18 protein-coding genes and 2 pseudogenes are annotated in these 21,644 nt (G+C 72.0%); 9 read left to right on the top strand and 11 right to left on the bottom strand.

The window, feature by feature from the left end:
- Positions 1–33: 33 nt before the first annotated feature.
- From ACZ7P3_RS15050 to ACZ7P3_RS15035, 4 genes are all read right to left on the bottom strand, one after another.
- Positions 34–2,646: a glycoside hydrolase family 31 protein gene (locus ACZ7P3_RS15050; protein ID WP_472081568.1), complete on the bottom strand. Its 2,613-nt coding sequence runs from the start codon at positions 2,644–2,646 to the stop codon at positions 34–36.
- A gap of 324 nt (positions 2,647–2,970) precedes the next feature.
- Complete coding sequence (locus ACZ7P3_RS15045) at positions 2,971–3,399, bottom strand: PaaI family thioesterase (RefSeq protein WP_472081566.1); 429 nt, start codon at positions 3,397–3,399, stop codon at positions 2,971–2,973.
- A 76-nt stretch (positions 3,400–3,475) separates the two neighbouring features.
- Complete coding sequence (locus ACZ7P3_RS15040; RefSeq protein WP_472081564.1) at positions 3,476–3,691, bottom strand: tautomerase family protein; 216 nt, start codon at positions 3,689–3,691, stop codon at positions 3,476–3,478.
- A gap of 101 nt (positions 3,692–3,792) precedes the next feature.
- Positions 3,793–4,572, bottom strand: coding sequence for an SDR family oxidoreductase (locus ACZ7P3_RS15035; protein ID WP_472081563.1), 780 nt, complete (start codon positions 4,570–4,572; stop codon positions 3,793–3,795).
- 141 nt (positions 4,573–4,713) lie between these two features.
- On the opposite strand from ACZ7P3_RS15035, the gene ACZ7P3_RS15030 reads away from it, so the two are divergent.
- Both ACZ7P3_RS15030 and ACZ7P3_RS15025 read left to right on the top strand, forming a co-directional pair.
- The gene (locus ACZ7P3_RS15030; RefSeq protein ID WP_472081561.1) at positions 4,714–5,583 is read left to right on the top strand and encodes a helix-turn-helix transcriptional regulator; all 870 of its coding nucleotides are present in this window, start codon (positions 4,714–4,716) and stop codon (positions 5,581–5,583) included.
- A 470-nt stretch (positions 5,584–6,053) separates the two neighbouring features.
- Positions 6,054–7,178: a GNAT family N-acetyltransferase gene (locus tag ACZ7P3_RS15025; protein WP_472081559.1), complete on the top strand. Its 1,125-nt coding sequence runs from the start codon at positions 6,054–6,056 to the stop codon at positions 7,176–7,178.
- Positions 7,179–7,428: 250 nt separating this feature from the next.
- Here ACZ7P3_RS15025 and ACZ7P3_RS15020 read toward each other — a convergent pair whose 3' ends face one another.
- From ACZ7P3_RS15020 to ACZ7P3_RS15000, 5 genes are read right to left on the bottom strand one after another with little or no spacing between them, the layout of a single operon-like run.
- Positions 7,429–8,181, bottom strand: coding sequence for an ABC transporter ATP-binding protein (locus tag ACZ7P3_RS15020; RefSeq protein WP_472081557.1), 753 nt, complete (start codon positions 8,179–8,181; stop codon positions 7,429–7,431).
- A gap of 3 nt (positions 8,182–8,184) precedes the next feature.
- Positions 8,185–9,789, bottom strand: coding sequence for a benzoylformate decarboxylase (mdlC, locus tag ACZ7P3_RS15015; protein ID WP_472081555.1), 1,605 nt, complete (start codon positions 9,787–9,789; stop codon positions 8,185–8,187).
- Positions 9,786–10,847, bottom strand: coding sequence for an ABC transporter permease (locus ACZ7P3_RS15010; RefSeq protein ID WP_472081553.1), 1,062 nt, complete (start codon positions 10,845–10,847; stop codon positions 9,786–9,788). The genes mdlC and ACZ7P3_RS15010 overlap by 4 nt, the downstream gene beginning before the upstream one ends.
- On the bottom strand, positions 10,844–11,656 hold the full coding sequence (locus ACZ7P3_RS15005) for an ABC transporter permease (protein WP_472081551.1): 813 nt from the start codon (positions 11,654–11,656) through the stop codon (positions 10,844–10,846). The genes ACZ7P3_RS15010 and ACZ7P3_RS15005 overlap by 4 nt, the downstream gene beginning before the upstream one ends.
- Entirely contained in the window at positions 11,653–12,564 is a 912-nt protein-coding gene (locus tag ACZ7P3_RS15000; RefSeq protein ID WP_472081549.1) for an ABC transporter substrate-binding protein, read from the bottom strand. Before ACZ7P3_RS15000 ends, ACZ7P3_RS15005 begins: the two co-directional genes overlap by 4 nt.
- Positions 12,565–12,819: 255 nt before the next feature.
- Between ACZ7P3_RS15000 and ACZ7P3_RS14995 the strand changes: the two genes are divergently transcribed.
- The 3 genes and pseudogenes from ACZ7P3_RS14995 to ACZ7P3_RS14985 form a co-directional block, all read left to right on the top strand.
- On the top strand, positions 12,820–13,521 hold the full coding sequence (locus tag ACZ7P3_RS14995; RefSeq protein ID WP_472081547.1) for an SDR family oxidoreductase: 702 nt from the start codon (positions 12,820–12,822) through the stop codon (positions 13,519–13,521).
- A gap of 1,014 nt (positions 13,522–14,535) precedes the next feature.
- Positions 14,536–14,988, top strand: a complete 453-nt coding sequence (locus ACZ7P3_RS14990) for a hypothetical protein (RefSeq protein ID WP_472081545.1) — start codon at positions 14,536–14,538, stop codon at positions 14,986–14,988.
- Between the two features lie 64 nt (positions 14,989–15,052).
- A pseudogene (locus ACZ7P3_RS14985) lies at positions 15,053–15,630 on the top strand (transposase); the annotation flags it as partial.
- 25 nt (positions 15,631–15,655) lie between these two features.
- On the opposite strand, the pseudogene ACZ7P3_RS14980 reads toward ACZ7P3_RS14985, so the two are convergent.
- A pseudogene (locus tag ACZ7P3_RS14980) lies at positions 15,656–15,766 on the bottom strand (IS5/IS1182 family transposase); the annotation flags it as partial.
- A 362-nt stretch (positions 15,767–16,128) separates the two neighbouring features.
- Here ACZ7P3_RS14980 and ACZ7P3_RS14975 point away from each other — a divergent pair.
- Positions 16,129–17,307: an FAD-dependent oxidoreductase gene (locus tag ACZ7P3_RS14975; RefSeq protein ID WP_472081543.1), complete on the top strand. Its 1,179-nt coding sequence runs from the start codon at positions 16,129–16,131 to the stop codon at positions 17,305–17,307.
- 93 nt (positions 17,308–17,400) lie between these two features.
- Here ACZ7P3_RS14975 and ACZ7P3_RS14970 read toward each other — a convergent pair whose 3' ends face one another.
- Positions 17,401–18,105, bottom strand: coding sequence for a GntR family transcriptional regulator (locus tag ACZ7P3_RS14970; protein WP_472081541.1), 705 nt, complete (start codon positions 18,103–18,105; stop codon positions 17,401–17,403).
- Between the two features lie 159 nt (positions 18,106–18,264).
- On the opposite strand from ACZ7P3_RS14970, the gene ACZ7P3_RS14965 reads away from it, so the two are divergent.
- The 3 genes from ACZ7P3_RS14965 to ACZ7P3_RS14955 all read left to right on the top strand — a co-directional run bounded on the left by ACZ7P3_RS14965 (position 18,265) and on the right by ACZ7P3_RS14955 (position 21,635).
- Positions 18,265–18,804, top strand: a complete 540-nt coding sequence (locus ACZ7P3_RS14965; RefSeq protein ID WP_472081539.1) for a YbhB/YbcL family Raf kinase inhibitor-like protein — start codon at positions 18,265–18,267, stop codon at positions 18,802–18,804.
- A gap of 8 nt (positions 18,805–18,812) precedes the next feature.
- A complete protein-coding gene (locus tag ACZ7P3_RS14960) occupies positions 18,813–19,505 on the top strand; it encodes a metal-dependent transcriptional regulator (protein WP_472081537.1) in 693 nt (230 codons plus the stop codon).
- Positions 19,506–19,751: 246 nt separating this feature from the next.
- Positions 19,752–21,635, top strand: a complete 1,884-nt coding sequence (locus tag ACZ7P3_RS14955; RefSeq protein WP_472081535.1) for an RICIN domain-containing protein — start codon at positions 19,752–19,754, stop codon at positions 21,633–21,635.
- The last annotated feature ends 9 nt before the right edge of the window (positions 21,636–21,644 follow it).

The raw sequence follows: 21,644 nt of genomic DNA, 5'->3' as shown, positions 1-21,644 counted from the left end.
AAAGGTCTCTTTGGACTAGACCATACGATTTCTTTACCGGAGGTGCAGGGTGAAGCCCCGGCCGAGCGGCAGACTCGGCGTCCGGACGCTCGTCACATGGCTGCCGGGGTCGTAGGACCAGGCGGAGTGCGGCAGTCGACGCCCGTCGAGGAACACGCGGGCCGGAGCCGTGTCGCCGTGCACGGTGAACCGGTACGACCGTGCGTCCACCTTGCCCGTGTACGCGCCCCTGCTCGCGCCGACCGAGACGGTCGTCCCCGCGGCGCCGGTGTGCACCGACACCCGCTGGGTGGCCGCCGCGCCCTTGGCGAAGTCGCGGGTCACACCGTCGTCCTCGTAGAGCGTGTAGCCGCTGGTGCCGTGCGCCGACGGGTACACGTCCCAGTCCAGCTCGTGCCGGTCGCGGCTCTGCCAGCTCGTCGTGCCCTGGGGCCACATCGGGACGACCGCACCCTCGCGCACGAACAGCGGGAGCGTGTCGAGCGGGGCGTGATAGCCGTTCAGGGTGGTCGGACCCTGGTAGGTGCGGCCGGTCCAGTAGTCGGTCCAGGTGCCCTTGGGCAGATAGATGCCGTCACGGGTGTCGGAGTCCTGGTAGACCGGGGCGACGAGGAAGTCCGGACCGGACAGGAACTCGTACTTCGCCTGCGCGCCCAGCGTGTTCGGGTCGTCCGGGTACTCCAGCCAGAGCGGACGCACCGCGCCGACCCCCGTCTTCGCCGCCTGGGCGGACAGGGTGTACATGTACGGCAGCAGCCGCTCCTTCAGCTGCAGGTACTTGCGGTTGATCGAGGTGTACGGCTCGCCGTCGAGCCACGGCTGCTGGTCGGCGGCCTTGCCGGTGGTGATGTCACTGGCCCAGCCGTCCATGGTCATGATGGCCGGCAGGAACGCCTTCCACTGCAGGTCACGGGCGTACATCTTGGGGTCGTGGCGGTAGATGCTGCCCACGTCACCGGTGTTGTACGCGATGCCGGACATCGTCGCCCCGGCATAGGTCGGGATCTGCCAGCGGATGTAGTCCCAGGACAGCTTCTGGTCACCGCTCCACAGGACCCCGCAGCGCTGGGCGCCCGCCCAGGACACGGGCAGCCACACGAACCCGCGGGCGTCGCTGTTGTCCTCGATCCCCTTCTTGGCCGCGTCGCACGCGTCCAGCGCGAACTTGTAGCCGTTGCCGACCCAGGCCACGTCCAGCTTGGCCACCCGCTGGCCGGCCTTGACCTGGTCGGCGAGTTTGCCGATGCCGTCCTGGGTCCACAGACCGAGCTGCGCGTGGTGGTCCTGGAGGCCCTGTGCGGTCTGCTGCAGGTTCTCGTACCCGCAGCCGTACCCGTCGTTGACCAGCATCCAGCCGAGTGGCATCTGGTTCTCGGTGTAGCCGTCGGCGATCTTCAGCGCGTCCAGGGTGTGCCGCTCGCCCCGGTTGGCGTTGTGCAGGTAGCAGTCGGAGTCGCCGGGTTCGAGGCCGTAGACCGGAGGCATGAAGGGTTTGCCCACCAGTGCCGTGTACTGGCCGATGACCTGCTTGGGATCACCGAGGAAGTAGTAGGCGTCCAGGCGCCGTTCCTGCTGTCCGGTGGTGACGGGCGAGCCGAAGGTGTACACGCCCGGGGCGAACGTGTTGCGGAAGACGCCGTAGCCCGCGCTGGAGAGGTAGAACGGCTGGGAGTTGTTGTAGCCGCCCTCGTTCCAGTCGAAGCTGTTGGCCACGTACATGGTCTGCCCGCGGTGCGAGAAGCTGCCGTTCTGCTCGCCGCCGCCGAAGAACTGTTCGTCGCCGCCCCGCTCGAGGCTCTGCCGCATTCCGCCGGTGGACCAGCGCAGCGGCTTGTCCTCCTGCCAGATCCGGGTCCTGTTGTCGGGCTTGTACAGCCCGAACCGCAGCGGCTTCTTGTACACCCGCAGCACGGCCTCGGGGGAGCGGATGCCGTAGTAGTCGCCCGCGTCGAAGGCCGAGGTGTGCCGCTGGAGCGCGGGCGGTGTACGCACGATGGCCGTGCCCGCCGGATCGCTCAGCGACCCCGACGGGTCGGCCTGCAGGCGGAGCCGGCCTCCCGTCAGGAAGTCGGCGCGGGCCGTGAGCGGGCCCGCCCCGATCGTGTAGCTGCCCCCGCGGCCCGAGAAGGAGGTGAGGTTCCCGGCGTCGGTGGTCGCGGGCAGATAGGCGGTGCCCGTGAACGAGTTGTCGTGCACGTCGTACGGCACGACCAGGACGTGGTAGGTCCCCGAGGCCCGCGGGATCACCGTGGCCTCGGGGTCGGCGGTGCCGGCGCTGGACGCCACCTGGGTGCCGTGGTCGTCGTAGACGTACAGGTCGAAGTCGTCGGTGGGCTTCTCCCACTTGACCGACAGCGGCACACCGCCCTCGGGGTTGTCGTCCCAGTAGCCGTCCGGCACCGAGACGGTCAGGTCGAAGCGGTCGCAGACCTTGTTGTCGGGGTCGGCGGCGGCACCGGGACAGCTCTCGGTGCCGCCGCCGGTGCCCTTCGGATAGACCGGGCTCTGCCATTCGACGCTGCTGTGAGCGGGATCGAGCGCGGCGCCGGCCGCCTGCGCGGCGGCCGCGGCGGGTGCCGGGGCGGCGAGCAGGGTCCCGGCCAGGGCGGCCGCCAGCCCCAGCGGAACCCAGGACGGCCACGGCACACGGTGTCGGAGTCTTCGCACGGCGGAACAGCTCCCATCGCACCATCGCGGACTGACTGTTCTTACGCTTGCTGCGCGTAAGCGCTCGAAACAAGCTTCAATCGAGCAACTTCACGCACGAAGCCTCGGGGTTGGCACAGGTTCATGTCAATACGGCGGAGCGGATCACGGCCGGGCACGACGAAGGCCGGCCCCGGTGGACGGTGGGGCCGGCCTTCTGGCCGGTGTCGCTCGGCAGGTCCGGCCGGACCCGCTGGTGCGGTCCGGTCGGTGTGGCTCAACCTGTGTGGCCGGGTGTCGCTCGGTCCGTCCGGCCGGTGTCGCTCACCCGGTGCTCTTGCGGAGCACGATCTGGGTCTGCGTGGTCTGGCCGACCAGCCGGTCCCTGTCGTCGCGCAGATCCGTCTGCACCACCATCAGGGTGCCGCCCAGATGGAGGGGGCGGGCCGTGGCACGGACGCGCCCGGCGGTGACCGCCCGCAGGAAGTTGGTCTTGGACTCCACCGTCGACGTACCGGACGCCCCCTCGGGCAGGTTGAGGTAGGCGCACACGGCACCGACGCTGTCCGCCAGCGTCATCAGTGCCCCGCCGTGCAGGGCACCGCCCGCCGTGCAGACGCCCGGGGACCAGCCCAGACTGCCGACGGTGCGCTCGGCCGTGGCCTCGTGCAGCTCGATGCCCAGCCCGGCCGCGAAGGGCATGGTGGCCAGCAGATCAGCGGGGATCGGGACGACCGGCTCGGAGGAGGACATGACGTACCGCCTTTCGTATGTGCCGTGGTGCTCCGGACGGTGATCCACTGTGGTGGCGCGGGGCGGCGGGCGCCAGTCACTCCTCGGACGGCTGCTGGATCATGGCCAGGGTCAGCACGCCGCCCCCGATGCCCCAGCCGCCGTCGGCGACCTCCTCGACGAGAACCAGCGTGGTGGCGCGGGCGCGTTCGCCGTAGATCTCGGCGTACAGATCGGTGGTGCGGGTGACGATCAGCTCCTTCTGCTTCTCGTCCAGGCTTCCGGCAGGAACCTTGAAGTTCGCGAACGGCATCGGAAATCTCCTTTGTTGAGCTTGTTGAGCTTGTTGAGCTTGTCGAGAGCGGTGTCGGTCGGGGCGCACCGGCCGGGGCGCGCCGGGGATGTGAAGGGCGGTCAGACGATGCCGCCGTTGGCGCGGACGACCTGGCCGTTGACCCAGTGGCCGGCCGGAGAGGCGAGGAAGGCCACCACCTCCGCGATGTCGGCCGGCGTACCGAGACGCTCCAGCGGAGGCTGCGCGGCAAGCCTCGCGAGGGTCTCCTCGTCCTTGCCGTCCAGGAACAGGTCGGTGGCCGTGGGCCCGGGGGCCACGGAGTTCACGGTGACGTCCCTGCCGCGCAGTTCGCGGGCCAGGACCATCGTCAGCGCCTCGACCGCGCCCTTGCTGGCGGTGTAGGCGCCGTAGCCGGGAAAGGACAGGCCCACCACGGACGTGGAGAACGTGATGAACGAGCCGCCCGGGCGCAGTGTCCGGGCCGCCTGCCGGGCGACCACGAAGGTGCCGCGGATGTTGGTCCGGTGCATCGCGTCCAGCTCCGCCAGGTCCAGCTCGGCGACCGGCGCGAGGTACATCCGCCCGGCCGCGTGGACCACCACGTCGACTCCGCCGAACACGCCGGCCGCGGTCTCGAACATCTCTGCGACCTGCGCTTCGTCGGCGACATCGGCGCGCACGGCGACCGCACGGCCGCCGGCCGCGGTGGCCTCCTGGACGGCGGCCTCGGCCTGGTCGCCGTTGCCCGCGTACCCGACCACCACGGCGTATCCGTCGGCGGCGAGCCGCCTGACCGTCTCCCGGCCGATGCCGCGGGAGCCGCCGGTGACGACGGCCGTGCGAGGCGCGGAGGGAGTCGTTGCTCCGGTGGACGCTTCGGTGGACATTCCGGTGGACATGAGACCTCCAGGGACAGCGGGGCGGGGCGCCCGGCGAACGCCTCCAGCCTGGGCCGCCGGTCCGCCGCCGGCCACGGCTGTGCTCACCCTGGGGTCGGCAACCCCTGGTTCCGCGCGGCCGCAGGAGTGACCATGGGGGGCGTGAACCAATCGGAGCTGGCTGCCTTCCTGAAGTCCCGCCGCGACCGGATCCGCCCGGCCGACGTGGGCCTGCCCGTCGGGCCCCGCCGTCGGGTGCCGGGCCTGCGCCGCGAGGAGGTCGCCCAGCTGGCCGAACTGTCCGCCGACTACTACACCGAGCTGGAGCGCGGTCGCGGGGCCCGGCCCTCCGTGCAGGTGCTGGCCGCGCTCGCCCGCGCGCTCCGGCTGAGCGGCGACGAACGCGATCACCTCTTCCATCTGGCCGACCGCCCCGTGCCGACCGCCCACGGCACCGCGGCGCAGGCCCAGCCCGCTCTGCTCGGCCTGCTGGACCGGCTCACCACCACGCCCGCCCAGGTCATCAACGACCTGCACGAAACCCTCGTCCAGAACCCCCTCGCCGTGGCGCTGCTCGGCCCGCCCCCGGCCACCCGCGGCCCCGCGGCGAGCTTCGTCTACCGCTGGTTCACCGACCCCGGCGCCCGCGCCGTCTACCCCGCCGAGGACCACCCGCACCACTCGCGGGTCTTCGTCGCCGACCTGCAGGCGGTGGCCGCCCGGCGTGCCCGCGACGCCGAAGTGGGCCGAATGGTCGCCGCGTTGCGCCGGCACAGCGAGGAGTTCGCCGTGCTCTGGGAACAGCGGGACGTGGCCCTGCGCCGCACCGACCACAAGCGCATCGTCCATGCCACGCTCGGCGTCATCGAGCTGGACTGCCACAACCTGTTCAGCGAGGACGGCCGCCAGCGCCTGCTGTGGTTCAGCGCCCCGCCCGGCACCGAGGGCGCCGCACAGCTCGAACTGCTCTCGGTGGTCGGCACACAGGACATGGCGGCCGGCACGGAAGGACTGGGGCGCCGGCCGGGCTGACGAGCCTGTCGTGCGCGGGGCTGCCGGGCCGGTCGGCGAAGGTGCCTTCGCGGGCGTGCCAGGCAGGTGGGTGAGGGTGCCGTTCGCGGGCGTGCCGGGCCGGGCGGTGAGGGTGCCGTTCACGCGCCTGCCGGGCTGGTCGAAGAGCGTGTCGTCCGCGCGCCCTCCCCGGCCGAGGGGGCGTGAGAATCACGTCGTCCATCCTGAATCATCACCGATGTCCGCAGACCCATGGCGGAGCATCCGCCGCCTGGGGCACCCTTGACAGTGTGCGTACGGTTTCGCGACGTTTGAGCATCGGCGCACGGTGGGGATGCGTAGACATCGGTAGAAATGGCAGGACGCGCCCGGCGCGTCATGGGGGGAGTGATCGCCCGTGCGATCCATGAGCCATGATCCACACGCCGCACCGGCCTGCGCCGCACGCGACAGATCATGCGCGGAACCGGCTGAAAGGCGGTTGACCTGAAGTGGAGATCACCATCCACAGACCCGGCGACCTGACCTCCGCACTGCGCGGAGCCTGGCACCGGGCGATGGACGAGTCGCCCGAATACGCCAACCCGTTCCTGGCACCGGAGTTCACCATCGGGGTCGGCCGCCACCGCGGCGGCACGCGCGTGGCGGTCCTGCGGGAGGGCGGGGAACCCGTCGGCTTCTTCCCGTACGAGCGCGGCCCCTTCGGCACCGGCCGGGCCGTCGGCCTCGGGCTGTCCGACTGCCAGGCGCTGGTGCACCGGCCCGGAGTCACCTGGGACGCCGGAGAGCTGCTGCGCGCCTGCGGGCTCAGCATCTTCGAGTTCGACCATCTCGTCCAGGAACAGCGGCCGTTCGCCGCGCACGTCACCGGCACCTTCGCCTCACCGGTGATCGATGTGAAGCCCGGCGACGGCGGCTACGCCGAGTGGCTGCGCGGCACCTACCCGGGGCTGGCCAAGACGACGCTGAAGAAGGAACGCCGCCTGGGGCGGGACATCGGCGAGGTGCGGTTCGTGTTCGACGAGCGCGATCCCGAGGTCCTGCACACGCTCATGCGGTGGAAGTCCGCCCAGTACCGCCGCACGGGACGGATGGACCGGTTCTCGCGGCCCTGGATCGTCGACCTGGTGGACCATCTCTTCCACGTCCGCGAGGAGCACTTCACCGGCGTGCTGTCCGTGCTCTACGCCGGGGACCGCCCGGTCGCGGCCCACTTCGGCCCCCGCTCCAGCACGGTCCTGGCCGCCTGGTTCACCGCCTACGACCCCGAACTCCACTACTACTCACCCGGGTTGATGATGCACCTGAGGACGGCCGAGGGGGCCGCCCGGCACGGGGTGACCCTGGTCGACCTGGGGCGCGGCGACAAGGAGTACAAGGACTGGCTCAAGACCCGCGAACTGCGGGTCGGTGAGGGCTTCGCCGCCCGGCCGCACCCCGTGGCCGTCGCCCAGCGGCTGTGGCGCCGGCCGGTACGCGGTCTGCGCAACACGGTCCTGGCCCATCCCCGGCTGCGCGAGCCTGCCGACCGGCTGCTGAAGACGGTGGGCCATCTGCGCACCCAGGACCGGCCGGTGGCCGCCGCCGTCCCCCTGCGCGACCCGCGCTCAGGCTGAGCGGGCCGCAACAGCGCGTCGCAACAGCGTGCAGCAACATCCCCGGTGGGACCAGTAGTCACCGGCAGCTCGTCGTCAAGAACGCGCCAGGGGGCCGGTGTTCCCGCACCCGATAGGCGGGCGGTGCCGTCACGCGGGCGGTGACAACGGCCGGGATGGGTGCAGACGACCGGCGGGATGCGGGTGGAGACGACCGTGGGGATGCCGGCGGAGATAACCGGCGGGATGCGGGGGGAGATGACCGCCGGCCTCACTCGCCGTTGCGTACCGCTCGCCCCACCTCCGTGCGCAGCGCCACGAAGCCCGGCAGGCCCCGGGTGGTGATCTGGTCGCGCCTGCCGGGCAGATCGACCGCCAGGTCCCGGATCACACGGGAGCCGGGGCCGGGGGAGAGGACCACGATGCGATCCCCGAGGTACACGCTCTCGTCGATGTCGTGGGTGACGAACACGATGGTCGTGCCGTCGGCGCGGTGCACTTCGAGGAGCAGGTCCTCCAGGTCCTCGCGGGTACGGGCGTCCAGGGAGCCGAACGGCTCGTCCATGAGGAGCAGCGACGGCCGGCAGACCAGCGCCCGGGCGATGGCGACCCGCTGCTGCATCCCGCCGGAGAGCTCCCGGGGATGCCGGCGGCCCGCTCCGGACAGGCCGACGCGTTCGAGGATCGCCCCGGCCTCGGCGTGCCGGGCCGCCCGCCCCAGGTTCCTGCGTCGCAGCGGCAGGGCCACGTTGTCGCGCACGGTGAGCCAGGGAAGCAGCGAGCGGCCGTACTCCTGGAAGACGACCGCGAGCCGCTCGGGTACGCCGGTCGCCGGTGTGCCGTCGACCGTGATCGTGCCCTCGGGTGCGGGCAGCAGCCCGGCGACCGTGCGCAGCAGCGTGGACTTGCCGCAGCCCGACGGCCCGACGACGCACAGCAGCTGCCCGTCGGGCACGGTCAGGCTGATGCCGTCCAGGACCGGATGGCCGCCGTAGCGCTGGCTGACGGAGTCGAGGCGCAGCATCTCTCACCCGGCCCAGGGCTCGTAGAGGGTGCCCGCGCTGCCGGTGACCCGCACATGGAGCAGGAACGGGCCCGCGTCGTCGCCCCGCCCCAGGGCACGGTCCAGCGCGGCCGGCAGTGCGGCGGGGTGCTCGGCGCGGGCCGCCGGGCAGCCGAGGGACTGTGCAAGCGCCGTGAAGTCGATGCCCTCGATGTCCGTACCGGGAACGTGCGCGATTCCGATCCGGCGGCCCAGCGCACGGACGGCCCCGTAGCCGCCGTTGTCGAGGAGCACGTAGGTGACGGGCGCCGCGTGCCGGGCCGCGGTCCACAGGGCCTGCACGGAGTAGAGCGCCGAGCCGTCACCCACCACGCACACCACCCGGCGGCCGTCGGCGAGCGCCCGGCCGACCGCCAGGGGCAGGCCCCAGCCGAGCGCTCCGCTGCCCGTGGTGAGGAACCCGCCGCTCAGGTCGACCGGCACGCGCGCGTGCAGGGCGTCACGATGACTGGGCGCCTCCTCGACGAGCACCCGGTCGCGCGCCAGCCGCGCGTGCAGCAGATCGAGGAGCAGCTCCGGCGTGAGCGGCCCCTGCGCGCGGGCCGCCGGCGGTGCGGTGCGGGGCGGCGGCGGATCGCGGTCGGCCGCCTTCAGGAGTTCGGTGAGCCGGGCCAGCGCGGGCCGCAGCGTGGTCACGATGCTGGTGCCGGTGGGCAGCCAGGCGGCCTGCCCGGGATCGCAGTCCAGGTGGAACAGGTCCGTGCCCGGCGCCAGCGGCGGCCCGCCGTCCGCCACGTGGTACGTGAACACCGGTGCACCCAGGGCGACCACCACGTCGTACGGCGCCAGGCGCGCGGCCAGCGGGCCGGGGACCGGTGGCAGGAAGCCCTGGAAGAGCGGGTGCGACTCGGGGAACCCGGAACGGCCGGACAACGGGCTGATCCAGACCCCGGCGCGCAGCCGCTCGGCCAGCGTCCGGACCTCGTCCAGCGCGTCCTCGTCGTCCACGCCCGGACCGACCACCAGCGCCGGGCGGGCACAGGCGTCGAGCCGGGCGGCAACCGCTGCGAGGACCTCCGGCCGGGCCGTGAACCCGGAGTGCACCGTGCGCGGCGCCACGGGCTCGGCGGGCCGGTCCCAGTCGTCCTCGGGCACCGACACGAAGACCGGGCCGCGCGGATGCGCCATCGCGATCCGGTACGCCTCGGCGAGCACGGCCGGCACGTCCTCGGCCCGCTCCGGCTGACGCGCGTACTTCACGTACGGGCGCGGGAACAGGGCCGGTTCGTCGGCGCCCAGGAACGGCCGCAGCTGGATCAGCGAGCGCGACTGCTGGCCCGCCACGATCACCAGGGGCACACGGTCGCGGAAGGCGTTGAAGACCGCACCGAGCGCGTGCCCCACCCCGCCGGCCGAGTGCAGGCCGACGAAGGCCGCGCGCCGGGTGCCCAGAGCGTGTCCGGCCGCCATGGCCACCGCGGTGGACTCCTGGAGCCCGAGCACATAGGTGAAGTCCCGGGGCCAGTCACGGACCATGCGCAGCTCCGTGGAACCCGGGTTCCCGAACACGGTGGTCATGCCGGTGTCCCGCAGGAACCGGACGACCGCGTCCCGGACCGTTGCCGTCACGAGGACCTCCCAGGGCCGATGAGCCGCCTCTCGACCGCCAGCAGGCCGGTGTTGAGGAGGAATCCGAGCACGCCGAGCAGCAGCAGGGCGGACCACACGGTGAGCAGGTCGGAACGCGTCTGGGCGTCGGTGAGCGTGAAGCCGATGCCGTCGGCGGCGCCCGGCAGCAGCTCCGAGAAGACCATCAGGATCAGGCACAGCGACAGGCTCAGCCTGAGGCCGGCGAAGATCCGGGGCAGCGCGGAGGGCAGCACCAGGAACCACAGCCGCTCGGGCCCCGTCAGCCGCAGCACCGCGGCCACCTCCAGCCGCAGCGGGTCCGTGGCCCGGGCGCCCTCCGCCGAGTTGACCAGCACCGGCCATACGGCGCCGAACGCGATGGACGCCACCTGCATGGGCGTACCGAAGTCGAGGACGACGACGAACACCGGCACCAGGGCGGGCGGCGGAACGGCCCGCGCGAACTGGAGCACGGGGTTGCACAGCGCGTACGCCCGCCGCGAACGGCCCACCGCGATCCCGAGGGCGATCCCGGAGACGGCGGCGAGCACGAACCCCGCCGCCATCCGCCCGAGGCTCGGCAGGATGGTGTCGACGGCCGCCCGGGTGAGGAACAGGCGGCCCGGGGGACCGGAGAACCACAGGTCGTGGGCGTGGCGGGCGATGCGCAGCGGGGGCGGGAAGAACACGCTGCCGTGCGCGCGGGCGGCAGCCTCCCAGCCGGCGACGGCGACCAGGAGCACCGACCAGCGCAGCAGCAGGGGCACGGCGGCACGGGCCGGGCCGGTGCGGTCGGAGAGCGGCGCACGGGCCGGGCGGCGGCGGGAGAGGAGCCGTGTACCGGTCGGGAGGCGGAAGAAGAGCCGCGTACCGGCCGGGCGGCGGCGGGAGAAAGGCTGCGCACCGGCCGGGCGGTAGCGGGAGAAGATCGGTGTGCGGGACGTGTCGATGCGGGGGTCGGCCGGGTGCGGACGGGCGCGGGTGTCGGACGGGCGCGCAGGGGTGCCGTCCGGACTACGGCGGGTTTGGTGCCGCTTCCGCTGCCGGTCCGCCGTCATGTCCGGGCCTCCTGCCGCCCCGGCGCCGGCTGCCGCCGCGCGGACGGGGTGTCGTGGGCCCAGCGGAACAACCGCCTCTCCGCTGCGACCAGTACACCGTTGACGACCAGGCCCAGGGTGCCCGCCCACACGACGCCCGCGAGGACGTCCCGGGTGCCGTCCGTGGCCGTCTGGGCCTGGGCGATGAAGATGCCGAGCCCCTCGCCGAACCCGGAAAGGATCTCCGAGGCGACGGCCAGGATCAGCGCGACCGCGGCGGAGATCCGTACCCCGGCGGCGATGAACGGGGCGGTGCCGGGAAGTTCCACCCGCAGCAGCACCGCGAGGCGGCCGAAGCCGAAGGCGCGCAGGGTGTCCTTGGCCAGCGGGTCGGTCTCGGCGAGGCCGTAGACGGTGTTGAACAGCACCGGCCACAGGGACGCGTAGGCGATCAGCGTCACCTCCGTCGTGGTGCCGGATCCGAGCAGCAGCGACACCAGCGGGATCAGTGCGACGGACGGCAACGGCCGCAGGAACTCGACGATCGGACGCAGGGCGGTGTCGAGGACAGGCACCGCACCCAGCAGCAGCCCCAGCGGTACGGCGATGGCACAGGCGAGGCCGAGGCCCAGTGCCCAGGCACTCAGGGTGGCCCCGATCCCGTCGAGGAAGGCCCGGTCGCCCGCCAGCCGCACGGCGCGGGCGAGGACTTCGGAGGCGGGCGGCAGATAGCTGCGCCGCACGATTCCGGCCCGGGCGACCGCCTCGCAGGCGCCGAAGGCCAGCACCGTGCCGAGGACGCCGAACAGCAGCTCCTGACGCCGTGTCATGGGGCCAGCAACGGCGCCGGATCGAGGTCCTTCTTCAGCAGTCCCTGCGCGCGCATGAGCCGTACCAGGCGCCGCAGCTGCCCGGCGTCGGCGGTCACCGGATACGCGGGCAGGCGGATCGACCTGGCCTGGTCAGCGGTGACCCTGGCGTACTTCGGCAGCTCCGTGCGTACGGCCCCCGGATCCTCGGCGGCGATCTTCGAGGCGGCCTGGACGGCACGCCGGAAGCCCGCCGCAGCCTTCGGGTTCTTCCGGGTGAAGGCCCGCGTGGTGACGTATCCGCTGGCGGGCAGGCCGCGGGCCGGTCCCGAGCCGCCGTCCAGCAGCACGCGGGCACCCAGTTCACCCCGGATCGCGGTGCCGAAGGGCTCGACCGCGTGGACGGCGTCCACCTGGTCCCGTTCCAGGGCGGGGCCCATCTGCGGGAAGAGGATCTGCCGGTAGACGGGCCGGCCGGCGCCGTCGGCGTCGAGGATCGCGTTCAGGGTCAGTGACTGGATGTTGTTGAGGACGGCGACGGCGACCTTCTTGCCCGCGAGGTCCGCCGGTGTCCTGAGCGCGGAGTCCCTGGACACGAGGACGTCCATCATGTGCGGGGCGATCCGCACGCCCTCGGCGAGGATGCGCAGGTCCAGGGTGCCCTTCTCGTACGCCTGGAGGTAGGTGACGTAGTTGGCGCTCGCGATCACGTCGACCTGGCCCTTGATCAGCGCGGGCAGCGCCTGGATGCTCTGCTGCACGGGCCGGATGTCGACGTCCAGGCCCTCCTTGGCGAAGAGGCCGCGGTCCCGGGCGAGATAGAGGGCGGCCGAGTCGGTGAGCGGCAGCGCCGCCACCGTCAGCTTCTGCCGCCCGCCGTCGGAGGAGGAGCCCCCGCCGTCTCCGCAGCCCGAGAGGGTGAGTGCCACGGCGGCGACGGCCGCCGCGAACCTGGTCCGTCGCGTTCGTGATCGACATAACGCCATACGGCCATGCCTACCCCGCGATTGTCATGATCTCTACATGCGGCGGGCGGTTTCGCCGGTCTTTGGGGAAAATCGCCGGTCTTTGAAGAAAGGCGTACTTGCGTGGCGCGCGCCGGCCGAGGCGGGCTGGACGGATGAAACCGATCGGTTTACCGTAGTTGGAAACCGATCGGTTTCATCATCTGTCTGGAGACTGTCATGACCGCACTCGCGAACTCCGTGGCCCTCGTCACCGGCGGCAGCCGCGGCCTCGGGAAGTCGCTGGTGGAGGAGCTGTACGCCCGCGGCGCCGCCAAGGTCTACGCCAGCGCCCGCGACCCGCACGCCGTCACCCATCCCGACGCCGTACCGCTGGCCCTGGAGGTCACCGATCCCGCCTCCGTCGCGGCCGTGGCCGAGCGCGCACAGGACGTCACCGTGCTGATCAACAACGCCGGGGTGGCCACCGGCGCCCGTCTGCTCGACGCGCCGCTCGACGCCATCCGCCGGGAATTCGAGATCAACTACTTCGGCCCGCTCCTGCTCACCCGCGCCTTCGCGCCGGTCATCGAGCGCAACGGCGGCGGACACATCCTCAACGTCCACTCCGTGCTCTCCTGGCTCTCCGACGGCAGCGGCTACAGCTCCACCAAGGCGGCGATGTGGTCCCAGACCAACGGCCTGCGCCTGGAGCTGCGCCCCCGCGGCATCGACGTCACCGGCCTGCACATGGGGTACGTCGACACGGACATGACGGCGGGCATCCAGGCCCCGAAGACGGACGCCCACGACATCGCGGTGGCCGCGCTCGACGGTGTCGAGGCGGGGGCCTACGAGGTGCTGGGCGACGACCTCACCCGCTGGGCCAAGGGCGCCCTGTCCGCGGACGTGGCCACCATGTACGGGCAGCTCGCCGCGTAGCCGCCCGGCACTCCTGCGGAGCCGACCGGGCGGACGGGCTCGCCCGGGCCGGGGCGCCGGCCACGACGATGTTCAGGCAACTCGTCCACGGCGTGGGCGGCTGCGACGACGGCGCCGCCAAGGCCGGCAAGCGTCAATGAGGCGAAGTGCCGCCCTTTCCTGCGAGGGACAGCAGATGGCTACGGCTCTTGCGAGGAGCGGCAGATGGCAACGGCTCCTGCGAGGGGCGGCCGATGGCAACGGCTCACCTGCCGGGCATGGCGTACCGCGGACACATGTCCGGATCGCGGACCACGGTCGCGGGTGAACCCGGTGGGGTATGCCTCCCCGGTGCCGGACCGGTTCGGGGCTGGCGAAGTCCGTGGCGGCCGCGATCCCCACGGCGGTTGCCTCGGGGTATTGATCAAAGGGGTAGGTGAAAACGTGTATTCCCTCTCCGCCGCTGCGGGTGGGGAAGGGAAAGGTGACCTCCCAGTGGGCCATCGTCAAAGCCTCCTTCATGTCGGCCTTCGGGCAGCGACGCGTCCGCTCGCGGAGTTGCGAGCCGCTCCAGCAGTCGGTGGGCATTGTGCTGGTGACAGCACGCCCGATGTCGGAGCCGATGGCTTTCCCCGACGGTAGAGAGGCGGACCACCGAGTAGCACCGCCAATGCCATTCAGCGGAACAGGAATGAGATGGCGGCCGGGACCACCACCGCAATGAGGAAGCGCCGGAAGGGAAGGCCGGAGTCGATGCGCTCGGGCACAGAGTGATCACGGTGCCGTGTCGCGCGAAACGGGACTCGCTCGACAGCCTCGCTCGACGTCCTCCGATCCTCGGTGTGCCAGTCAGTGGAACCGTTGATGCAGAACAGTGAAAGGGCCGTTACGGTTCGAGTAGCGTCCGACAGTACGTCGTTTCACTTGGTGAGACGACGGAGATTCATGAGGCTGGTAGCGAAGACGGGGAAGTGCTCAGACTTGCGTTGGTAGCGCAAGTTGCCGGTCGGGCACGGTGCGTGGTCCCATCTCGCCATGAGCAGAGCCGCGGACGTCATCGTGCTGGCCCCCTACTGTGACGACGTGATGGAACCGCTGACCCGAGAGGAACCCGGGCGCAGTTGGCGGGGGCGGTTCGAACCGGTGCGGGCCCAGGAGGGCGGCTTCGGCTACGGCTGGGCGATCGAGTTCGACAAGGCGCGTGGACGATCCGGGCTCCTCAAGGATCTGGAGGCACTGCCTTGGCCGCATCCGGGCGGAGTGCAGGTGCTGATCCGCGACCAGGACGACGACTGCTTTGGCCTGTGGATGCTGCACGACGGCAAGCTGGTCGAGGTGCCGTTGCCGCGCACGGAGCGGTTCCACCAGCCTGCACCGCCGACCGAGCAGTACCCGCCGGACCCCGGGACGCTGCTGCGCACTGACATGCACCAGCAACTGCCCGAGCAGACCCCGTCGGAGCTCCGGGACCCCCGCCCGGCCTGGTAAGACATCGTCTCCGTTGGGCCGTTGGGCCGTTGGGCCGTTGGGCCGTTGTGTCGTTGTGCTGCCCATGACGGTCTTGATCGAGCGGTTGGTCCCGGAGGAGTCGTGGGTGTTCCGGCGGGTGGTGCCAGAGAGCGTGGTCATACGCCCGCAGGGCGGCGGCCGGCGCCGGCCGGGGATCGTGAGGTGCTGGCGGCGGTCGTGTTCGTGGCGACGACGGGGTGCACCCTGGGCAGTTGCCTCCGGTGTTCGGCCCGGTGCCTGGCCGACGGTCCACCGCCGTTTCACCCAGTGGTCCCAGGCCCGCGTCTGGGCCCGCCTCCACCGCGTGATCCTTGACGAACTCGGTGCCGCCGGCGAGTCGGACCGGTCTCGGTGCGGGATCGACTCCTTCAGCGTCCATGCCCTCGAAGGGAGCAGCTGACGGGACCGAATCCGACCGACCGTGGCAAGAGCGGGACGAAGAACCACCTCATCGCGGACCGCGACGGACTGCCGATCTCGGTGGCGATCACCGCCGCCAACACCGTCCACTGCGGCCAGGCGTCCATCCCATCGGGTCGCGCGTGCCCGGCTGCCTTCGCCTCGTCGATGTACCGGTCGGTGACGAGTGCGCGTGAGCATCGACCAAACCGGTCATTCGGTCCCCCCTGTCCTCTTGGACGTCGTTTCACTTGGTGAGTCGGCGGCAGTTGATGAGGCTGGTGGCGATCGCTGTGAAGGCGAGGAAGCGTTCGGGCCTGCGCTCGTAGCTGCGGTGCAAGCGCCGACAGCCGGACAGTCAGGACCCGTCCTCGCCCGATCATGGAAGCTCGACCCGGTGCTGCGCGGAACGGCCCACCCCGCGCTCCTGGACACCTACGGTCGTCCGGGCCGCGCCCAACTGGGCAGGTAGTCACGGCCGTTGACCACGTCCACGACGTGGTCCGGCTCGTCGAGCCGATCGAAAGTCGTCTCCGCCGCCCTGCTCGAATCCCCCCGCCCCGGGGAAGGACACTGCGGGGAGGCCGGAGTGCTTCACCGCGGCCCAGGAGTCCTGGAGGTCGTCATGGTGGTGCGCCGGGTCCGTGTGCCCGATCGCGGACGGACGGCCTGCCAGACGGATGCGGTCAACACCGACGGCGGGAGCGGAGAGTGACAGCGATGGCGGCGACGAGCGTCATGGTGATCGGCGGCGGAATCGCGGGCACGGCGGCAGCGCTGGGCCTGCACAAGGCGGGTCTCGACGTCACGGTCTTCGAGGCGCATCCCGACGCGGCCGAGGACCTGGGCGCCTTCCTGACCCTGGCGAGCAACGGCATGCGGGCCCTCGCCCAGCTCGACGCCACGGACGCCGTCACGGCCATCGGTTTTCCGCTGACGTCGCTGCGCCTGCTCGACAGCCAGGGTGCCGAAGTGACCCGGGCGCCGCTGGGCGAGGCGGACGACCCTGCCCTGCGCTTTCGCTGTCTGCGCCGCGGCGAGCTGAACTCGTCCCTGCAGGCGGAGGCCGCCCGGCGCGGGATACCCGTGCGCCACGGCGCCCGGCTGGTGTCCGTGACCAACGGCCCCGACGGTGTCACCGCCCGCTTCGCCGACGGGAGCAGCGCCGCCGCGGACCTCCTCATCGGCGCGGACGGCCTGAACTCCACCGTGCGCCGGCACGTCTTCGGGCCCGCGCCACAGCCCCGCTACGCGGGCCAGCGCGTCTTCTACGGCTACGCGGACGACGCTCCCGTCACCGACGCCACCGGCGTCATCACCATGGTGCGCGGCGGCGAGTCCGCCTTCGGCTGTGCGCTCTCGCCGACGGGGGAGACCTACTGGTTCGCCCGCGTCGGGGGAGAGCCGCTGCCGGCCGGCGGTTCGGTGTACCGCGAGGCCGCCGACCGGCGCGACGAGCTCGTCTCTCTGCTGCGCAAGGACTCCACCCCCGCGGCCGACATCGTCGCGGCCTGCGCCGACCGCATCATGGCGACCAACGCCACCGAGATGCCGCTCGGCACCGCATGGCGGAAGGGCCGCGTCCTCCTCGTCGGCGACGCGGCCCACGTGGCCTCCCCGGCCACCGGGCAGGGAGCCTCGATGGCGCTGGAGGACGCCGTCGTCCTCGCCAAGTCCCTGCGGGACGCCCCCGATCCGCACTCCGCCTTCGCCGTCCACGAGCAGTACCGCCGTCCGCGCGTGGAGCACAACATCACCGTCAGCGGCGGCATCTCCCGCGGCACGCACACCCCTTCGCGCGACGCCTCCGCACCTCCCGGCGACCGGCGCCCGGACGACGCGTTGATCCGTCAACTGGCCTGGGACGTACCGCTGTCCGCCCCCGACGGTACGGACTGAGCCGCGCGGGCGGCCGGCAGGGACGTGTCGCGGTCGGGCGCCTGTCCTACCGCACGCCGGAGGCCACCGGCGCGGCCGGCCCGGCGGGGCGCATCAGGCTTGCTCCGCGGGTCCGTCGTGGGTGCGGCCGGTCAGTCCGGCCGCGGTCATGGTGAGGTGCCGGGCCAGTACCGCGGCCGCGGTGTCGGCGTCGCGGGCCAGCGCCGCCTCCTCCAGCCGGCGGTGCTCGCCGACGCTGTCCCGGTCGGGGACGCGGTGCGCCGACCAGCGGCGAGCCAGCTCGCTCGCGGTCCACATCCGGTCGAAGGTCTCCAGCAGGACCGGGTTGCCGCACCCCTCCAGCAGGGTGCGGTGGAAGACCCGGTGCGCTTCGGCCCATGCGCCGCTGTAGTACTCGCCCTCCTCCGGCACGTACGCCGGGGTGCGGGCCAGTCGGTGGTGGGCGGCTCGTACGCGGGCCTCCCAGTCGACATCGCCGCGCTCGATGGACATGCGCAGCAAGACCGGTTCGATGGTCCGGCGGGCCTCCGCGATCTCCTGCCAGCGGCGGTCGGAGAAGGCCGGGACGGCGAAGCCGCGGTTGGGCAGCCGGTCGGCGAGGCCCTCGCCGACCACCCGCACGAGCGCCTCGCGCACGACGGCCAGGCTCACGCCCTGTTCCCTGGCGAGGTCCTGCGGTTTGAGGGCGTCACCGGGGGCGTAGTCCCCGCGCATGATCGCGTCCCGCAGGTGTGCGTAGACCTGCTCGGAGAGCATCTGCTTCCCCGACGAGGCTGAGGTGTGGGCCGTCTGCGTCATGGATCCACCATAGACGATCCTGCGAATAATCGATTATTAGTGTTATGGTCGATCCGGGCGGTCGATGAAAGGCAACGGCGATGCTTCCCCGTGACACTGCGGGCCCCGTGCCGGCCGCATCACCGCCACCCCACAGCACGGCCTGAAAGGAACGACGCGATGAGCGCCAACGACCCCTTCGCCCGCCTCCCCGAGGCGGCCTCCTTCACCGTCACCAGCACCACGGTCACCGACGGCGCCGCCTGGCCGCCCGAGCAGCACTCCGGCATCTTCGGCGTCCCCGGCGGCAAGGACGTCTCCCCGCAGCTGTCCTGGAGCGGTGCCCCGGAAGGCACCTTGAGCTACGCCGTCACCGTCTACGACCCCGACGCCCCCACCGGCTCCGGGTTCTGGCACTGGGCGGTCGCCGACATCCCCGCCACCGTCACCGCTCTGCCCGAGGGCGCCGGCGACGACACCGGCTCCGGCCTGCCCGAGGGCGCCTTCCAGCTGCCCAACGACGCCCGCGCGGCCCGCTTCATCGGTGCCGCCCCGCCGGCCGGGCACGGCCCCCACCGCTACTTCGTCGTGGTGCACGCCCTCGGCGTCGAGTCCGTCGGCGTCGCGGCCGACGCCACCCCGGCCGTCCTCGGCTTCACCATGGCCGGCCACATCCTCGGCCGCGCGGTCCTGACCGCCACCGCCGAGACCCCCGCCTGACGAACAGCATGTCTTCACTCATCGACACCACGGAGATGTACCTCCGCACCGTCCTGGAGCTCGAGGAGGAAGGCGTGGTCCCCCTGCGCGCCCGCATCGCCGAGCACCTGAACCAGAGCGGCCCCACCGTCAGCCAGACGGTGGCCCGCATGGAGCGCGACGGTCTGCTGCACGTCGCCGACGACCGGCACCTGGAGCTGACCGACCACGGCCGCGGGCTGGCCACGCGCGTGATGCGCAAGCACCGGCTCGCGGAGTGCCTGCTCGTCGACGTGATCGGCCTGGAGTGGGAGCAGGTCCACGCCGAGGCCTGCCGTTGGGAGCACGTGATGAGCGAGGCCGTCGAACGCCGCGTCCTGCAACTGCTGCGGCACCCGACGCACTCGCCCTACGGCAACCCGATCCCGGGCCTGGAGGAGCTGGGCGAGCAGAGCGCCGTGGATCCGTTCCCCGGCGAGAGCACGGTCAGCCTCCGCGACCTCAGGCCGGGGCCGAACGGCGCGAGCGCGGTCGTACGGCGGATCGGGGAGCCGATCCAGACCGACCACCGGCTGATGCACATCCTGCGACACGCCGGGGTGCGGCCCGGCGCGGTCGTGAGTGTGACCTCGTCGCCCGGCGGCGTCACGGTCGGCAGCGGCGGGGAGGCCGCCGAACTGCCCACGCAGAGCGCCGCGCACGTCTTCGTGGCCGAGCGCTGAACCCGGCCGGGCGCCAGCCCGGTGCCGGGTCCGGCGCAGACACGAGGAAGGCCCTCGACCACGCTCGTGGCCGGGGGCCGGCCTCGTTGCGCGACGCGGACTCGTCCTCGCTCGTTGTCCCGGTCCGGAAGAGGCGGCGTCGCGCCGCGAAAGTGCAAGAGGCGGAGCAGGGGAGTCCATTGCCGGGGGAAACCGCGGGGCCGGATCGTTCGGGTGCAACCGGCCCTTCGGCACCAAGGAGCACCCGTGCGACTCTTGAGCAGAGCAGGCGGCGCCACGGCCGCGGCCGTCGCCCTGGCCCTGGGCGGCGCCACCGCGGCCCCGGCCTGCGCCGTCCCCCCGGCACCCGCCGTCTCTTCGCCCTCCGCCGTCTCTTCGCCCTCAGCCGTCTCTCGGTCCTCCGCCGTCTCTTCGGCCGCCGACGCGGCATACCGCGTGAGCGTGGGGACACCCGTACCGTTCACCCACCCCACCGACACCCCGGCCACCCCCTACATCGACCGGGACGGCACCTTCCACTACCAGCAGTCCGCCGCGCTCTACGGCGCCACGGACCCGCGGACCTGGGACTTCTACACCGGCAAGGACTTCGACAGCGCCACCTTCGACAAGACGTTGAGCAAGGCCGCCGACCCCGCCAACGCCGACGACCGCAACGACGACACCACCTGGCGGTGCAACAACAGCCCGACCGGACGCGAGGCGACCTATCCGCCGGCCGGCTCGGGCTACGCACAGAAGAACTACTGCGACCTGTCCGGTGTCTGGGTCGACCCCGACACCGGTGACTGGTACGGCCTGGTGCACAACGAGTTCACCCCGCAGCCTTTCGGCGACGGACTGCACTACGACGCCATCGACTACGCCGTCTCCACCGACCGGGGCCGCACCTGGACCATCAAGGACCACGTGCTCACGTCCCCGTACAGCACCGAGCGCGGCGACACAACGGCCTTCCCGCACCAGACGTACTCCTACGGCGACGGCGACCAGCGCCTCTTCGTGGACACCGCCTCCGGCTACTTCTACGTCTACTACGGCTCCCGGATCGTGGACAAGAACGGCAGCTGGAAGGCGTTCTACGAGCACGTGGCCCGCGCCCCGATCTCCGCGAAGATGGCGCCCGGATCCTGGCGCAAGTGGTACGACGGCACCTGGTCCCAGCCCGGCACCGGCGGCCGGGAGAGCAACATCGTGCCCGTCGACACAGCCCACCCCACCGGCTACACCCCGGTCGCGGACGAGTACGACCCGGCCAACACCGGCACCGCCGCCGAGCAGATCGCGGCCGGCACCATGCCCCCGACCTCGCCGCTGTTCGTCATGAACATCACCTACGACGCCTACCTCGGCCTGTACATCGGCGAACCGCAGGCCGTCGACCAGAGCGGCAACTCACCGCAGTACTTCTATGCCACCGACGACCTGGCCTCCCAGAAGTGGCGTCTCATCGGCGACACCGGCGGCTACACGAACGCCTCCTGGTACCGCTGGTTCCTCGACCCCGCCGGCCGGACCGGCTCCTCCGTCGTCGGGAAGACCTTCCGCTCCTACTGCTCCTTCGGCTGCTCCCACGACGCCTCCGGCGAATACGTCGACGTCACCGTCGACTCCGCCCGGCCCGCCGCCCCGCCGATGGACACCACCCGCCGCTACCGCATCGCGAGCGGCTCGGGACGCGTCCTCGCCCAGGCCTCCGGCGGCTCCGCCACGACGTCCCTCACCTCTCCCAGCGGCTCGGCCCGCCAGGCCTGGACCTTCACCCCCACCGGCGACGGCGCCTTCACCCTCGCCAATGCCGCCAGCGGCCGTCTGCTGGGCGTCGACTCAGCCGCCACCAGCGGCCGCGCCTGGGGAACCAGGCCCACCGTCACCAAGGCACCGGCGGACGGGCCTTCGGTCGGCCAGCAGTGGTTCGTGATCCGCAGCGCCGCCGGCAGTGGCACCTACCGTCTCGTCAACCGCTACAGCGGCCTGGTGCTCGCCCTGTCCGGGACCCCGGACCGCCGCGTCGAGACCACCGCGCCACGCAACTGGACGGACAGGAGCGGCAGTTCCGTCGGAGGCGGGCGCACCGCGGCCGAGCAGACCCTGTCTCTCACCCCGACCGGCCAGGCCCGCAGGCCGTAGCCCAGCCGG

It is taken from the genome of Streptomyces sp. NPDC107581 (assembly GCF_055657175.1).
The sequence above is the reverse complement of the archived record's forward strand: the minus strand, read 5'-3'. Positions and strand labels throughout refer to the sequence as shown.

Coding starts and splice junctions, on each gene's coding strand:
- ACZ7P3_RS15040 (WP_472081564.1), bottom strand. CDS start 3,691: ATGCCGTTCGCGAACTTCAAGGTTCCTGCCGGAAGCCTGGACGAGAAG.
- ACZ7P3_RS14960 (WP_472081537.1), top strand. CDS start 18,813: ATGTCTTCACTCATCGACACCACGGAGATGTACCTCCGCACCGTCCTG.
- ACZ7P3_RS15010 (WP_472081553.1), bottom strand. CDS start 10,847: ATGACGGCGGACCGGCAGCGGAAGCGGCACCAAACCCGCCGTAGTCCG.
- ACZ7P3_RS15020 (WP_472081557.1), bottom strand. CDS start 8,181: ATGCTGCGCCTCGACTCCGTCAGCCAGCGCTACGGCGGCCATCCGGTC.
- ACZ7P3_RS15035 (WP_472081563.1), bottom strand. CDS start 4,572: ATGTCCACCGGAATGTCCACCGAAGCGTCCACCGGAGCAACGACTCCC.
- ACZ7P3_RS14990 (WP_472081545.1), top strand. CDS start 14,536: ATGAGCAGAGCCGCGGACGTCATCGTGCTGGCCCCCTACTGTGACGAC.
- ACZ7P3_RS15005 (WP_472081551.1), bottom strand. CDS start 11,656: ATGACACGGCGTCAGGAGCTGCTGTTCGGCGTCCTCGGCACGGTGCTG.
- ACZ7P3_RS14970 (WP_472081541.1), bottom strand. CDS start 18,105: ATGACGCAGACGGCCCACACCTCAGCCTCGTCGGGGAAGCAGATGCTC.
- ACZ7P3_RS15045 (WP_472081566.1), bottom strand. CDS start 3,399: ATGTCCTCCTCCGAGCCGGTCGTCCCGATCCCCGCTGATCTGCTGGCC.
- ACZ7P3_RS14995 (WP_472081547.1), top strand. CDS start 12,820: ATGACCGCACTCGCGAACTCCGTGGCCCTCGTCACCGGCGGCAGCCGC.
- ACZ7P3_RS14965 (WP_472081539.1), top strand. CDS start 18,265: ATGAGCGCCAACGACCCCTTCGCCCGCCTCCCCGAGGCGGCCTCCTTC.
- ACZ7P3_RS14975 (WP_472081543.1), top strand. CDS start 16,129: ATGGCGGCGACGAGCGTCATGGTGATCGGCGGCGGAATCGCGGGCACG.